Annotated in this window: 17 protein-coding genes; 16 read left to right on the top strand and 1 reads right to left on the bottom strand. The window is 45.6% G+C overall.

Annotation, left to right across the window (positions count from 1 at the left end; all coding sequences use genetic code 11):
* Positions 1 to 31: 31 nt before the first annotated feature.
* On the top strand, positions 32 to 391 hold the full coding sequence (gene acpS, locus C1G53_RS10010) for a holo-ACP synthase (protein ID WP_105118544.1): 360 nt from the start codon (positions 32 to 34) through the stop codon (positions 389 to 391).
* Positions 384 to 1,487: an alanine racemase gene (alr, locus tag C1G53_RS10005; RefSeq protein ID WP_105118543.1), complete on the top strand. Its 1,104-nt coding sequence runs from the start codon at positions 384 to 386 to the stop codon at positions 1,485 to 1,487. Before acpS ends, alr begins: the two co-directional genes overlap by 8 nt.
* A gap of 38 nt (positions 1,488 to 1,525) precedes the next feature.
* Here the strand turns inward: alr and C1G53_RS10000 are convergent, their stop codons facing one another.
* Complete coding sequence (locus C1G53_RS10000) at positions 1,526 to 2,881, bottom strand: aspartate kinase (RefSeq protein ID WP_105118542.1); 1,356 nt, start codon at positions 2,879 to 2,881, stop codon at positions 1,526 to 1,528.
* A 173-nt stretch (positions 2,882 to 3,054) separates the two neighbouring features.
* Between C1G53_RS10000 and C1G53_RS09995 the strand changes: the two genes are divergently transcribed.
* The 14 genes from C1G53_RS09995 (at position 3,055) to C1G53_RS09930 (ending at position 14,792) form a co-directional block, all read left to right on the top strand.
* On the top strand, positions 3,055 to 3,696 hold the full coding sequence (locus C1G53_RS09995; RefSeq protein WP_105118541.1) for an HAD family hydrolase: 642 nt from the start codon (positions 3,055 to 3,057) through the stop codon (positions 3,694 to 3,696).
* Between the two features lie 156 nt (positions 3,697 to 3,852).
* Positions 3,853 to 4,644, top strand: coding sequence for an enoyl-CoA hydratase (locus C1G53_RS09990; RefSeq protein ID WP_105118540.1), 792 nt, complete (start codon positions 3,853 to 3,855; stop codon positions 4,642 to 4,644).
* Positions 4,645 to 4,723: 79 nt separating this feature from the next.
* On the top strand, positions 4,724 to 5,158 hold the full coding sequence (locus C1G53_RS09985; RefSeq protein WP_105118539.1) for a MarR family winged helix-turn-helix transcriptional regulator: 435 nt from the start codon (positions 4,724 to 4,726) through the stop codon (positions 5,156 to 5,158).
* Entirely contained in the window at positions 5,155 to 6,132 is a 978-nt protein-coding gene (locus tag C1G53_RS09980) for a beta-ketoacyl-ACP synthase III (RefSeq protein ID WP_105118538.1), read from the top strand. The genes C1G53_RS09985 and C1G53_RS09980 overlap by 4 nt, the downstream gene beginning before the upstream one ends.
* A gap of 57 nt (positions 6,133 to 6,189) precedes the next feature.
* On the top strand, positions 6,190 to 6,414 hold the full coding sequence (locus C1G53_RS09975) for an acyl carrier protein (RefSeq protein WP_105118537.1): 225 nt from the start codon (positions 6,190 to 6,192) through the stop codon (positions 6,412 to 6,414).
* Between the two features lie 167 nt (positions 6,415 to 6,581).
* Positions 6,582 to 7,547, top strand: a complete 966-nt coding sequence (gene fabK, locus C1G53_RS09970; RefSeq protein WP_105111571.1) for an enoyl-[acyl-carrier-protein] reductase FabK — start codon at positions 6,582 to 6,584, stop codon at positions 7,545 to 7,547.
* 1 nt (position 7,548) lies between these two features.
* Positions 7,549 to 8,469 carry an ACP S-malonyltransferase gene (gene fabD, locus C1G53_RS09965; RefSeq protein WP_105118536.1) on the top strand — a complete coding sequence of 307 codons (921 nt, stop codon included), beginning with the start codon at positions 7,549 to 7,551 and terminating at the stop codon, positions 8,467 to 8,469.
* A 9-nt stretch (positions 8,470 to 8,478) separates the two neighbouring features.
* Positions 8,479 to 9,213 (top strand): 3-oxoacyl-[acyl-carrier-protein] reductase, encoded by a 735-nt coding sequence (gene fabG / locus C1G53_RS09960; RefSeq protein ID WP_105118535.1) that lies wholly within the window; start codon positions 8,479 to 8,481, stop codon positions 9,211 to 9,213.
* Between the two features lie 236 nt (positions 9,214 to 9,449).
* The gene (fabF, locus tag C1G53_RS09955) at positions 9,450 to 10,685 is read left to right on the top strand and encodes a beta-ketoacyl-ACP synthase II (RefSeq protein WP_105118534.1); all 1,236 of its coding nucleotides are present in this window, start codon (positions 9,450 to 9,452) and stop codon (positions 10,683 to 10,685) included.
* Positions 10,686 to 11,162, top strand: a complete 477-nt coding sequence (gene accB / locus C1G53_RS09950) for an acetyl-CoA carboxylase biotin carboxyl carrier protein (RefSeq protein ID WP_105118533.1) — start codon at positions 10,686 to 10,688, stop codon at positions 11,160 to 11,162.
* On the top strand, positions 11,159 to 11,581 hold the full coding sequence (gene fabZ / locus C1G53_RS09945; RefSeq protein ID WP_024411006.1) for a 3-hydroxyacyl-ACP dehydratase FabZ: 423 nt from the start codon (positions 11,159 to 11,161) through the stop codon (positions 11,579 to 11,581). The genes accB and fabZ overlap by 4 nt, the downstream gene beginning before the upstream one ends.
* A 186-nt stretch (positions 11,582 to 11,767) precedes the next feature.
* The gene (locus tag C1G53_RS09940) at positions 11,768 to 13,141 is read left to right on the top strand and encodes an acetyl-CoA carboxylase biotin carboxylase subunit (RefSeq protein WP_105118532.1); all 1,374 of its coding nucleotides are present in this window, start codon (positions 11,768 to 11,770) and stop codon (positions 13,139 to 13,141) included.
* 14 nt (positions 13,142 to 13,155) lie between these two features.
* Complete coding sequence (gene accD, locus C1G53_RS09935) at positions 13,156 to 14,022, top strand: acetyl-CoA carboxylase, carboxyltransferase subunit beta (protein ID WP_105118531.1); 867 nt, start codon at positions 13,156 to 13,158, stop codon at positions 14,020 to 14,022.
* Positions 14,019 to 14,792, top strand: coding sequence for an acetyl-CoA carboxylase carboxyl transferase subunit alpha (locus C1G53_RS09930; RefSeq protein ID WP_105118530.1), 774 nt, complete (start codon positions 14,019 to 14,021; stop codon positions 14,790 to 14,792). Before accD ends, C1G53_RS09930 begins: the two co-directional genes overlap by 4 nt.
* Positions 14,793 to 14,863 lie beyond the last annotated feature (71 nt).

Here is a 14,863-nt window from a genome sequence, read left to right as displayed (position 1 = left end):
GAGAAAATTTTTGATAGGGAGAAACTCTTCAATGATAGTTGGATATGGAATTGACCTTCAGGAAATAGCAGCGATTGAGCGTGCCAGGCAGAAACATGATGGTTTTCCCAAACGAATTCTCACGGATAGGGAATTTGAACGCTATCAAAAACTACACGGACGTCGTCAGCTAGAATATCTAGCAGGTCGTTGGGCGGCAAAAGAGGCTTTTGTAAAGGCGATGGGGACTGGTATAGGTAAGGTGACCTTTCGGGAAATTGAAATTTTAAATGCTAGCAGTGGTGCACCTTACATTGTTTGTAGCCATTTTTCAGGGAAAGTTTGGTTGAGTATTAGTCATTCAGGGAATTTTGCCCAGGCCAGTGTTATTTTGGAGGAGAAAGATGATTGAAAGTGAACATCGCCCCACGCAAGTTCTAGTCAATTTAGACGCTATAGTTGGAAATCTTGAGCAGGTGATGGCACACTTACCGGTTAAGGCAGAAGCTTTTGCGGTTGTTAAGGCCAATGCCTATGGTCATGGTGCAGTTGCAGTAGCTAAAAGATTATCCAATAAAGTAGCAGGCTTTTGTGTATCTAACTTGGATGAGGCTTTAGAGTTGCGCAGGGCAGGCATCGAAGACCCGATTTTGATTTTGGGTATCGTGCCTCCGCACTTCTTACAGTTAGCCCATCAGTTAAATATCAGTGTGACGGTTGCTAGTTTAGAATGGCTGGAGCAAGCGCGAAATGTAAATGAGGACTTATCAGGCTTAGCAGTTCATTTAAAAATCGATACGGGTATGGGGCGAATTGGTTTTCGAAGTGAAGAGGAATTGCAACAGGCTCTGGATTTGTTAGATGATTTAGAGTTTGAGCTAGAAGGTATTTTTACCCATTTTGCAACAGCAGACGAGGTAGATGAAAGGCAATTCCAAGAACAGTTGTCTAGCTTTAAAGCTTATTTGGCTCTCTTGCCACGTTTGCCACGCTGGGTTCATGCCAGCAATTCTGCGACCAGCATTTGGCATACAGACACTGTCTTTAATCTGGTTCGTCTGGGCAATATTCTCTACGGAATGAACCCAAGTGGGAGGACCCTAGAATTACCATTTTCGGTGGAACCAGCCTTGTCCCTGGTTTCGGAAATTGTCCATGTCAAGCAGGTTCAGGCTGGGACTGTAATTGGTTATGGAGCTACTTATACTAGCCCAGAAACAGAGTGGATTGCCACCGTTCCGATTGGCTATGCGGATGGAATGGTGAGGAGTTTGCAAGGTTTTCATGTTTTAGTCGATGGCAAACCTTGTGAAATAGTAGGTCGTATTTCGATGGACCAAATTACCATTCGCTTACCAGATTACTATCCAATCGGTGAAAGAGTTACCTTAATCGGGCAAGATAATAAAAATAGCATTAGCGTTCAAGATTGGGCAGACTATATTGGTACTATCAATTATGAGGTTGTCTGCCTATTAACTGACCGTTTGCCACGCTTTTTCGAATAAAAAAACCATGCTAGGAAGTAATCTAGCATGGTTTTTACTTATTTCTCCTCAAAAAATGCATCGTAGAGGGCCTTGAGAGCCTTCTCTTTTTCTTCTGTTTTGACAACGAACATAACGGAAACTTCGCTGGCACCTTGCGAAATCATGGCCAGGTTGACATTTTGTTGAGAAAGTGCAGCCGTTGCAGTAGCAGTTACACCGACATGGCTCTTCATATTTTCACCAACAATCATGATGGTAGAGAGCCCATGTTCAATTTCTGCCTTATCAACTTCTAGTTTGGTCTTGAGTTGACGAAGGATTTCTTCCTCCTTGATAGGCGTTAACTCACGCTCGCGGAGAACGATAGATAGGTCATCAATACCAGTCGGCATATGTTCAAACCGTATATTGAGATCTTCAAGGATTTGCAAGACCTTGCGTCCAAAACCAACTTCACGGTTCATCAGGTACTTAGACATATTGATACTTACGAAGTCATCATCTGCCGCAATACCAACAACAGGAACAGTTTCTTCAGTGTGTTTGTGAACAATGCGAGTGCCAGGATGACCAGGATTATTGGTATTTTTAATAACCAATGGAATGCGACCGCGATAGGCTGGAAGAAGAGCTTCATCGTGAAGAACGGAGAAACCAGCATAGGCCAATTCGCGCATCTCACGATAAGTCAATTCCTTGATAGAATGTGGATTTTTGATAATACCAGGATGGGCAGCAAAGATGCCATCTACATCGGTAAAGTTTTCGTAAAGATCAGCCTTTACCCCTGCTGCTACGATAGAACCAGTGATGTCTGACCCTCCACGTGAGAAGGTACAAATTTGATTGTCAATCGTAACACCAAAGAAACCAGGAATAATCAAGATTTCATCTGAGTTACGCAGTTCTTCAATTTTATCATAGCTTGATGGAAGAATACGAGCGTTACCTGGTTCCGAGCTGACGATGATGCCAGCCGTCTTGGGATGGACATAGCGTGCAGGCAGTCCCTTGTAGGTGAAATACTCAGCAATCAACTTAGCATTATTATCTTCACCAGCTGCCAAGAATGCATCGTAAAGAAAATCGTTGTTCTCAATTGGCAAACTTGCTAAATCCTTGATGCTTTCGGTAATTTTCTTCATGCTCTTGGCAGTGAAACCAAGTTCGTCGACCATTGCCTGATAGCGATTGATAATCCAATCTTGACTTGCAGTAACATCTTTTCCATGGATATAGTCCTTGTAGTACTTAATCAAGGCATCTGTAACCTTTGTATCCTCAGCATTTCGTTTTCCTGGTGCTGATACCACAACAAAGCGTCGTTCGGGATCCGACTGTACGATATTGAATACTTTTTCAACTTGCCCAGCAGATGCAAGAGAACTTCCGCCAAATTTAATGACTTTCATTTCAAACTCCTTGGATATTTTTTTCTATTATAGCAGAATAGTAAGGGATTGTCAGTACATATAAACAAATCTTATGGCTACTGGCCTTTAAAACGAACAATTGCTCTTTTGAAAATTTTCTGAAAACAAAAAACTTCTGCCTATGTTACAATAGAAGGAAAGAGGAGAAAGACATGGTAAAAGCAATTATTTTTGATATGGATGGTGTCCTGTTTGATACGGAAACGTTTTATTTTCAACGCCGAATTGATTTTCTAGCTACTAAGGATTTATCAGTAGAGCACTTGGAACCATCTATTTTTGTTGGTGGAAGAGCCAGCCAAATGTGGAAGCGGATTTTAGGAGATGATTATGAAAATTGGGATGTTCCAGCCTTAGAAGCAGAATACCGGCTCTATAAAGAAGAACGTCCAACACCTTATGCTGAGCGCCTGTTTCCAGATGTAAGAGATAGTCTGGAGCGGTTAAAAAACAAGGGCCTCCCTTTGGCATTGGCCTCCAATACAGATGGAGCAGAGATTGAACGTGCCTTGTCTGAGGTGGGAATTGCAAAATACTTTGATCAAACTTTTTCGGGTATGGATTGTCAAGCACCAAAGCCACATCCAGCAGTGTATGAACAGGCGGTCCAAGCTTTAGGAGTGGATAAAAAGGATATTTTGGTCTTTGAAGACAGTTCCAAAGGGATAGCTGCAGCAAAAGCGGCAGATCTGGCTGTCTGGGCTATTCGGGATCGGCATTACGGTATCGACCAGTCCCAAGCTGATAGGTTAGTAGATAGCTTAGGACAGGCAATGAATGACTTAGATGTTTAATAGAAAAAGTTGGTTTTGCCAGCTTTTTTTCGGATGTCACACTATATTTTTGGAAAAACAGTGACAAATTGCAAATCTGTGCTAGAATGAGATACAAGAGTTTGAAATTTGATATTCAAATGTTTTAACGATCAAATCATTTTCAAAGGAGAAGAGATGACCTACCAAACAATTTCCTATCAGGTAACAGGAAATCTTGCCGTTCTAACCTTTAATCGTCCCCATGTGGCTAATGGTTTTAACATCCCTATGTGTGAAGAAATTCTTGCAGCCATCGAAGAAACGGCTCAGAATGACCAAGTCCACTTTCTCCAGATAGCTGCTGTGGGACCTATATTCTCTGTTGGTGGTGATCTGGTAGAGATGAAGCGAGCAGTGGATGAAGATGATATTCCTTCTTTGGTCCGCATTGCGGAGTTGGTTAATGATATTTCCTTCGCCCTTAAACAACTTCCTAAAGTTGTCATTATGGTCACCGATGGTGTGGTGGCAGGTGCGGCAGCCAATATGGCAGTGGCGGCTGATTTTGTAATCTCCTCTACTAAGACTAAATTTATCCAAGCCTTTGTTGGTGTTGGTCTTGCACCAGACGCGGGTGGAATTTTTCTGCTTAGTCGTGCTATTGGTGCCAATCGTGCCAGCCAGTTGGCTATGACTGGTGAAGGCTTATCTGCTGAGAAAGCCTTGGAATACGGCATCGTTTATAAGCTGGTTGAGCCAGAAAAGTTGGAAAAAACGGTTCAGCAGGTCCTTAAGAAACTCACGCGTGGATCTATCAACTCTTATGTTGCCATAAAGCAACTGGTCTGGGGAAGTCAATTCAAGGACTGGCAATCCTATCGCCGCTTAGAGTTGAACTTGCAAGAAAGCTTGGCTTTTAAAGAAGATTTTAAAGAAGGTGTTCGGGCCCACGCTGAGCGGAGAAGACCAGTATTCACAGGAAAATAATTTAATTTTTTAGAAAAAATATTTGACATTCAAATTATTTTGGCTTATACTTTGAATATCAAAGTAAAGGAGGCCTGTTTTGGAAGATCCAAAAATCAATGAATATCTGACCGCTATATTTAATAATGTGTTGGTGATTGAAGAAACAAGTCTTCGAGGTAGTCGTTTCAATGATATTTCCATTAAGGAAATGCATACCATTGACGTCATCGGTGAAATCGCTGGAGCGACGCCGAGCGATGTGGCTCGTACTTTGATGGTCACACTTGGTACGGTAACGACCAGTCTAAATAATTTAGAACGAAAAGGCTATGTTGAGCGAATCCGTTCCACTAAAGATAGACGGGTGGTTCATCTCTATCTGACCAAGAAAGGTCGTCTGGTCTATCGTTTGCATCGAAAATTTCATAATGAAATGGTCAAGCAGATTACAGACGGGATGGACGAGGCAGAATACCAAGTGATGAAAAAAGGGCTCTACAAACTCTATAATTTCTTGGAGGATTTGAAATGAGAACCTTCGCTAAAATCAGTCAGGTTGCCCACTATGTTCCTGAACGAATTGTGAGCAATGATGATTTAGCCCAAATCATGGATACCAGCGACGACTGGATTGTAGCACGGACCGGTATTCGACAACGACGAATTACAGTTGATGAGAATACCAGCGATTTAGCTAGTCGTGTTGCCCAAGACCTACTAGACAAGTCAGGTGTAGCTGCTGAAGCCATTGACTTCATCATCGTTGCGACCATCACGCCAGACTCCGCTATGCCGTCAACGGCAGCTAGGGTTCAGGCGGCAGTCGGTGCTAAGAAGGCTTTTGCCTATGACCTAGTCGCCGCTTGTTCGGGTTTCGTGTTTGCACTATCCACCGCAGACAAACTGATTTCCTCTGGGATTTACCAAAAGGGAATTGTGATTGGAGCGGAGGTCTTGTCCAAGACTCTTGACTGGACAGATCGTGGAACGGCAGTCTTGTTTGGAGATGGTGCTGGTGGGGTTTTGCTTGAAGCTAGTCCTGAGCAGCATTTTCTAGCGGAAATCAACCGAACCGATGGCAGTCGTGGTCTTAGTTTAACTTCTGGTCAAATAGGTTTGCACTCTCCTTTTTCAAAAGAGGAAGGCAAGCAACCCTATTTGCAGATGGATGGCAGAGCGATTTTCGAGTTTGCTGTTCGCGATGTGACCAAGACCATTGCAGAGTTGCTAGAAGGCCAAGGTTTGACGGGTGATGAGGTGGATTACTTCCTGCTTCATCAGGCAAATAGTCGGATTTTGGACAAGATGGCACGAAAGCTGGGCCTTGGCATTGAGAAATTTCCAGCCAATATGATGCACTATGGCAATACCAGTGCAGCTAGTATCCCTATTCTCTTATCAGAATGTGTGGAGGTAGGTAGTCTGCGCTTGGACGGTAGCCAAACGGTTGTGTTGGCAGGCTTTGGTGGCGGTCTGACTTGGGGAACGCTACTACTTAAACTTTAGTTAATTCCTTGCCTCTGGCAAGATTAAAAATATTTTTATATAAAAAGGAGCACTATCATGGCAGTATTTGAAAAAGTACAAGAAATTATCGTTGAAGAATTGGGTAAGGATGCTGAAGAAGTAACCCTTACAACAACTTTTGAAGATTTGGATGCAGATTCATTGGATCTTTTCCAAGTTATCTCTGAAATCGAAGATGCGTTTGACATCCAAATCGACACAGAAGAAGGATTGACAACTGTAGGCGAATTGGTTGCTTACGTTGAAGAAAAAACTAAATAAGATTTCAAGAGAAAAGTGCTAGTGAGCATTTTTCTTTGGATAGATAGTTTGATATTCAAAACATTGAAGTATCAAACTAATTTTCAAGTGAGGGCCTGACCCTCGCTTGTTTAGCTAATTGTTTGATGTTCAAATGATTAGCTAAGCAAATATAGATTGAGGGAAGTATGAAAACAAAGATTACAGAATTATTAAACATTGATTATCCGATTTTCCAAGGTGGTATGGCCTGGGTGGCTGATGGTGACTTGGCTGGTGCGGTTTCAAATGCTGGTGGTTTGGGTATCATTGGCGGAGGCAATGCTCCCAAAGAAGTTGTTAAGGCAAACATTGATAAAGTCAAGTCCATCACAGACAAACCTTTCGGTGTTAATATCATGCTTTTGTCGCCTTTTGCGGATGACATTGTTGACTTGGTCATTGAAGAAGGTGTCAAGGTGGTGACTACGGGTGCGGGTAATCCTGGTAAATATATGGAACGCTTGCACGCAGCTGGTATTATTGTTATTCCAGTAGTACCGAGTGTGGCTCTTGCTAAACGCATGGAAAAATTGGGAGTTGATGCCGTCATCGCAGAAGGGATGGAAGCAGGTGGCCATATCGGTAAATTGACAACTATGACCCTGGTTCGTCAGGTTGTGGATGCCGTATCTATTCCTGTGATTGCTGCAGGTGGTATTGCAGATGGTGCAGGTGCTGCAGCTGCCTTCATGTTGGGAGCAGAAGCAATTCAGGTGGGAACACGTTTTGTTGTAGCAAAAGAATCCAACGCCCACCCTGCCTATAAGGAAAAAGTCCTCAAGGCTAAGGATATTGACACAACAGTATCGGCATCCGTTGTAGGTCACTCGGTGCGTGCGATTAAGAACAAGCTTTCGACAGCCTATGCGGCTGCGGAAAAAGACTTCCTTGCTGGGAAAATATCTGCAGAATCCATTGAAGAACTGGGTGCAGGTGCCCTTCGCAATGCCGTTGTTGATGGTGACGTGGTCAATGGTTCGGTTATGGCAGGTCAGATTGCTGGCTTGGTGACTAAAGAAGAAACCTGTGAAGAAATTTTGAAAGATTTATATTTTGGAGCTGCCAAGGTGATTCGCGAAGAGGCGAATCGCTGGGCTTCCGTTGGAGAATAAGATGACAAAAACAGCCTTTCTATTTGCAGGTCAGGGGGCTCAGACACTCGGTATGGCCCGTGACCTCTATGACACCTATCCCATTGTCAAGGAAACCTACGACCAGGCTAGTCAAATTCTGGGCTATGATGTGCGGGACTTGATTGACCACCAGGAAGATAAACTCAACCAGACCCGCTATACTCAACCTGCGATTTTGACAACCTCCCTTGCTATCTATCGCTTATTGGCAGAAAAAGGAATTGAGCCAGACATGGTGGCTGGTTTGTCCTTGGGAGAATATGCAGCTTTAGTGGCTTCAGGTGCTCTTTCCTTTGAAGATGCCATTTCTTTGATTGCCAAACGGGGTGAGTTTATGGAAACGGCTGCACCAGCAGGAACTGGGAAGATGGTCGCTGTCCTCAATGCAGATGTCAACTTGATCGAAGAGGTCTGTTTATCAGTCACCTCTGGGATTGTTTCCCCAGCCAACTACAATACACCAGCCCAAATCGTTATCGGTGGTGAGGTCGCTGCTGTGGATGAGGCGGTGGAAGCCTTGAAGACGGCGGGTGTCAAACGCATGATTCCCCTCAACGTGTCGGGGCCTTTCCACACAGCTCTCTTGCGTCCAGCTTCGGAGCAATTGGCTCAAGCTCTGGAAGAGGTGGAGTTTACAGACTTCCAAGTAGAATTAGTTGGCAATACGGAAGCCAAGGTCATGAGAAAAGAGGACATCAAGTCCCTCTTGACCCGTCAGGTTATGGAGCCTGTCCGTTTTTACGAGTCCATTGCAACCATGCAGGCGGCTAGTGTGACCAAGTTTATCGAAATCGGTCCAGGTAAGGTCTTGGCAGGCTTTATCAAGAAAATTGATAAGACAGCCGAGGTTGTGACAGTAGAAGATGTGGCAAGTCTAGAAGGCTTATTGACTAGCCAATAAGGAGAAAACATGGAACTTACCAATAAAAATGTGTTTGTAACGGGTTCGAGTCGTGGGATTGGCTTGGCCATTGCCCATAAGTTTGCTAGCCTTGGTGCCAATGTGGTGCTAAATGGTCGTGGTCAGTTGGGGCAGGACTTGCTGGATAGCTTTTCAAGCTACGGTGTCAAAGTAGTGGCCATTTCAGGAGATATTTCTAGCTCGGCAGATGCCAAACGGATGGTGGCTGAGGCAGTTGAGGCTCTCGGTAGCGTCGATATCTTGGTCAACAATGCAGGAATTACCAAAGACGGTATGGCCTTGCGAATGACGGAAGAGGACTTTGAGAGTGTCTTGAGTGTCAACTTAACTGGTACTTTCAATATGACCCAGGCTGTTTTGAAGCCCATCACCAAGGCACGTGAAGGGGCTATTATCAACCTTTCCAGTGTGGTCGGTTTGACAGGGAATGCTGGTCAGGCCAACTATGCCGCTTCTAAGGCAGGTGTGATCGGCTTTACAAAATCCATTGCTCGTGAAGTCGCTGGTCGCAATGTCCGTGTCAATGCTATCGCACCAGGCTTTATCCAGTCAGATATGACAGATGTTCTGTCTGATAAAATCAAGGATGCCATGTTGGGGCAAATTCCTATGAAACGCTTTGGCTTGACGGAAGAAGTAGCGGATGTAGCTGTGTTCTTGGCTAAGCAAGAATACCTAACTGGACAAGTGATTGCTATTGACGGCGGCTTGACCATGCAGTAATCCAGTCTTCCAGTTTATCTTTTATTACTACGTTAACTCGCTTTGCCGTACTAACGGAGCGGTACTTACTATCGTAAGTACGATTTTCAATCTTCAATAGTCCACTGGACTATTGAAGCTGTCTGCGGCTTGTTGAAATGAACTTTGTTCGTAGTACTAAAAGCAAACTGAAAGACTGCAATGCCGCACTTTGAATTCAATATTGTTTTGTGTGTTGTTTTAAGAGAGGTTTGAAAATGACAAAACTAAATCGTGTAGTGGTGACAGGCTACGGTCTGACATCTCCAATTGGTAATACGCCAGAAGAATTCTGGGATAGCCTGGTCAATGGCAAGATTGGTATCGGAAAGATTACCAAATTTGACACTAGCCAGTACACTGTCCATAATGCAGCGGAAATCAAGGATTTTCCTTTTGACAAATACTTTGTTAAAAAAGATACTAACCGCTACGACAACTACTCCCTCTATGCTCTTTATGCGGCTCAAGAGGCAGTAGCCAATGCCAATCTTGATACAGAAGCAGTTGACAGCGATCGTTTCGGTGTTATCTTGTCAACTGGTATCGGTGGGATTTTGGAAATCGAGGAGCAGGTTGCTCGCATGAACGAAAAAGGTCCAAAACGCATTCGTCCGATGGCTCTTCCAAAGGCCTTGCCAAACATGGCTGCTGGAAATATTGCTATGCAGGTTGGTGCCAATGGTGTCTGCAAGTGTGTCATCACAGCCTGTGCTTCGTCAAATGATGCCTTGGGTGAAGCCTTCCGTGAAATCAAGTTTGGCTTCCAAGACGTTATGTTGGCAGGTGGTTCAGAAGCGGCTATTACTCCCTTTGCCATCGGTGGTTTCCAGGCTTTGACAGCTATGTCGACAACTGAGGATCCAGAACGTGCGTCTATTCCCTTTGACAAGGACCGCAATGGTTTTGTCATGGGAGAAGGGGCTGCGGTCTTGGTCTTGGAAAGTTTGGAGCATGCAGAGGCGCGTGGGGCAACCATCTTGGCTGAAATCGTCGGCTATGGAAATACCTGCGATGCCCACCACATGACCTCTCCGCACCCAGAAGGTTTGGGTGCTATCAAGGCCATGAAGTTGGCTATTTCAGAGGCAGGTTTGGAGCCAGCTGATATTGACTACATCAATGCCCATGGGACTTCGACACCGGCTAATGAAAAAGGGGAAAGTCAAGCTATCGTATCCGTCTTCGGTAAGAATACGCCAGTTTCTTCCACCAAGTCCTTCACGGGTCACTTGTTGGGGGCAGCAGGTGCCGTTGAAGCAGCAGCTGTTATTGAGGCTATGCGTCATTCTTACGCACCAAAGACAGCTGGTACAACGGAATTATCTGACTACATCGAAGCGGATGTTATCTATGGTCAAGGTCGTGACATGGAAATCCGTCATGCCATTTCAAATACATTTGGCTTTGGTGGGCATAATTCAGTCATCGCTTTCAAACGTTGGGAGGTCTAAGTGAATATTACAGAAATTAAGGACCTGATGAGTCAGTTTGACCAGTCAAGTTTGCGAGAATTTTCATATAGCAATGCTGGGGAGACCTTGCATTTCAGTAAAAACCAGCAGGCGATAGCGGCTCCGAGTCCAATCGTAGAAGCTTCGCTTGCTCCAGTAGCTCCTGCAAGCCCAGCACCTGTGCCAGCAGTTGAAACCAGTGAGCCAGCTCCAGTAGAAGCAGGTGCCAGCTCTGTGGCAGAGGGTGCGGTAGTGGAGAGTCCACTTGTTGGTGTGGCCTATTTGTCCCCAGCTCCTGACAAGCCAGCCTTTGTAGCAGTTGGTGATACGGTCAAAAAAGGGCAGACCCTCATGATTATCGAAGCCATGAAGGTCATGAACGAAGTACCTGCTGACCGTGACGGTGTGGTCACAGAGATTTTGGTGGCCAACCAGGATGTTGTAGAATTTGGACAAGGATTGGTACGCATCAAATGATTGATATTTTGAAAATTAAAGAGGCTCTTCCTCATCGCTACCCTATGCTCTTGGTCGATCGTGTCCTTGAAGTATCGGAAGATGAGATTGTCGCCCTCAAAAATGTGACCATTAACGAGCCCTTCTTCAACGGGCATTTCCCAGACTATCCTGTCATGCCAGGTGTTCTTATCATGGAGGCCTTGGCACAAACCGCAGGTGTCTTGGAGTTGTCCAAGGAAGAAAACAAGGGCAAGCTGGTTTTTTATGCCGGCATGGATAAGGTTAAATTTAAGAAGCAAGTTGTACCTGGTGACCAGTTGATCATGACAGCTAAATTTGTCAAACGCCGTGGAACCATTGCGGTTGTTGAGGCAAAGGCAGAGGTGGACGGAAAACTGGCTGCGTCGGGGACGTTGACTTTTGCTATCGGGAAATAAATCAGTTCTCCATTTTATCTTTTATTGAGTCGTTAACTCGTTTTGCCGTACCCAAGTACTGTCTACAACTCGTTGCCTAGCACTAAAAGTAAAATGAAGAACTGCTATTGATAACCATTATTTAATATTCTCACCTTGAGATTGTTATAACAATTATTCTATGTTAAAAAGGAGATAGGATTCATCATGTTTGAGAAGATTTTGATTGCCAATCGTGGTGAGATTGCGGTGCGGATTATTCGTGCGGCAAGAGAGCTAGGAATTGCGACGGTGGCTGTCTATTCAGAGGCGGACAGGGAAGCTCTCCACACCATGTTGGCAGATGAGGCTATCTGTATCGGCCCAGCCCGTTCGACAGATTCCTATCTCAATATGCAGGCGGTTATCTCGGCGGCAGTTGTGACAGGTGCCCAGGCCATTCACCCAGGTTTTGGTTTTTTGAGTGAAAACTCTAAATTCGCCACCCTCTGTGAAGAGGTCGGTATCAAATTTATAGGACCTTCTGGGGCGGTCATGGATACCATGGGAGATAAAATCAATGCACGGGCAGAGATGATTAAGGCCCAAGTCCCTGTCATTCCAGGATCAGACGGCGAAGTTTTGACCAGCCAAGAAGCCCTTGAAATCGCTGAAAAGATTGGTTACCCCGTCATGCTTAAAGCGTCGGCAGGTGGTGGCGGTAAGGGAATTCGTAAGGTGGAAAAAGCTGAAGACCTAGTGCCAGCCTTCGAATCAGCTTCTAGCGAAGCCAAGGCAGCCTTTGGCAACGGAGCCATGTATATGGAGCGTGTTGTCTATCCAGCCCGGCATATCGAGGTGCAGATTTTGGCGGACCAACACGGCCATGTCATCCATCTGGGAGAACGGGACTGTTCCCTGCAACGCAACAACCAGAAGGTTTTGGAAGAAGCTCCATCCATCGCCATTGGTCAGACCATGAGGGACCGTATTGGTCAGGCTGCAGTCCGTGCAGCCCAATCAGTCGGCTATGAAAATGCAGGGACTATTGAGTTCCTCTTGGACGAAGCCAAGGGCGAATTTTACTTCATGGAAATGAACACACGGGTGCAGGTAGAACATCCTGTTACCGAATTTGTGACTGGTGTGGATATTGTCAAGGAGCAAATCAAGATTGCGGCTGGTCAGGAACTCAGTGTCCGCCAAGAAGATGTGAAGATTACTGGTCATGCCATTGAATGCCGCATCAATGCTGAAAATCCAGCCTTTAACTTTGCCCCAAGTCCAGGTAAGATTTCCAATCTCTACCTGCCAAGCGGTGGCGTTGGTCTGCGTGTGGACTCGGCAGTTTACCCGGGCTACACTATTCCGCCTTACTATGATTCTATGATTGCCAAGGTCATCGTGCATGGGGAAAATCGGTTTGAAGCCCTGATGAAGATGCAGCGAGCTCTCTACGAATTGGAAATTGACGGAGTGGTGACCAATACCGACTTCCAGCTGGATTTGATTTCCGATAAGCGAGTGGTGGCAGGTGACTACGATACTGCCTACCTCATGGAAGAATTTTTACCTCGCTATCAGGAAGAATTAAAAAAGTAAACTAGGAGAATGCTATGGCTTTGTTTCGCAAAAAGGACAAATATATCCGCATCAATCCCAATCGTTCGCGGATAGAGTCAGCACCTCAAGCAAAGCCAGAGGTGCCAGATGAACTATTTTCTAAATGTCCAGCTTGTAAGGTCATCCTTTACAAGAATGATTTGGGATTAGAGAAAACCTGTCAACACTGTTCCTATAATTTTCGGATTACAGCCCAGGAACGCCTGGCTTTGACAGTCGATAAAGGCTCGTTCGAGGAATTGTTTACAGGGATTGAAACCACAAATCCGCTGGACTTCCCCAATTATTTAGAGAAATTGGCAGCCACCCGTCAAAAGACAGGTTTGGACGAGGCTGTTCTGACAGGCAAGGCGACCATCGGCGGTCAGCCAGTTGCCCTTGGCATCATGGATTCGCACTTTATCATGGCTTCTATGGGAACGGTAGTTGGTGAGAAAATTACCCGCCTCTTTGAGTTGGCTACTGAAGAGAAACTGCCAGTCGTCCTCTTTACCGCATCTGGTGGTGCTCGCATGCAGGAAGGCATTATGAGCCTGATGCAAATGGCCAAGATCTCGGCAGCTGTAAAACGCCATTCCAACGCTGGCCTCTTTTGCCTGACGGTCTTGACAGACCCCACAACAGGAGGTGTGACGGCTAGTTTTGCTATGGAAGGCGATATTATCCTAGCAGAACCGCAGACCTTGGTTGGTTTTGCAGGACGGCGGGTTATTGAGTCAACCGTTCGGGAAAATCTACCTGACGATTTCCAGAAGGCGGAATTTTTACAGGAACATGGTTTTGTCGATGCCATTGTCAAACGCCAGGACTTGCCAGCGACCATTAGTCGCTTGTTGAGAATGCATGGAGGTGTCAGATGACCAGTGATGTAGCACGTATGATCCGTTTGGCACGTGACCAGGCTCGCCTGACGACCTTGGACTATGCCACACAACTCTTTGATGACTTTATCGAACTGCACGGCGATCGGAATTTCCGCGATGACGGTGCTGTAGTGGGTGGCATCGGCTTTCTAGCAGGTCAGCCAGTGACAGTTATCGGTATCCAAAAAGGGAAGAACCTTCAGGACAACCTTAAACGCAACTTTGGTCAGCCTCACCCAGAAGGCTACCGCAAGGCCCTTCGCCTCATGAAGCAGGCGGAGAAGTTCGGTCGTCCCGTTGTCACCTTTATCAATACCGCTGGAGCCTATCCAGGTGTCGGTGCCGAGGAGCGTGGGCAGGGCGAGGCTATTGCCCGTAACCTCATGGAGATGAGCGACCTCAAGGTACCCATTATCGCCATCATCATCGGCGAGGGGGGCTCTGGTGGAGCTCTGGCTCTAGCGGTCGCAGACCAGGTCTGGATGTTGGAAAACTCCATGTACGCCGTCCTCAGCCCCGAAGGTTTCGCCTCAATCCTCTGGAAAGATGGCAGTCGGGCCATGGAAGCGGCAGAACTCATGAAGATCACTTCTTACGAGTTGGAGAAACTCCAAGTGGTCGATCGGGTTGTTTTGGAAAATGGCAGAGCGACCAAGGAAGTCTTGGCTGACATCAAGGAAAACTTGGTCAGCCACTTGGCTCAACTACAAGCCTTGCCGCTTGATGAGCTACTCGAAAATCGCTATCAACGCTTTAGAAAATACTAGGAAGACCTAGTATTTTTTTCTTGCTGATATTGACAAAAGAAAACTATCGTTGTAAAATCTTGTTAAATAAT

Origin of the sequence: Streptococcus suis, assembly GCF_002960445.1 — a bacterium.
Taxonomy (GTDB): domain Bacteria; phylum Bacillota; class Bacilli; order Lactobacillales; family Streptococcaceae; genus Streptococcus; species Streptococcus hyiners.
The sequence above is the reverse complement of the archived record's forward strand: the minus strand, read 5'-3'. Positions and strand labels throughout refer to the sequence as shown.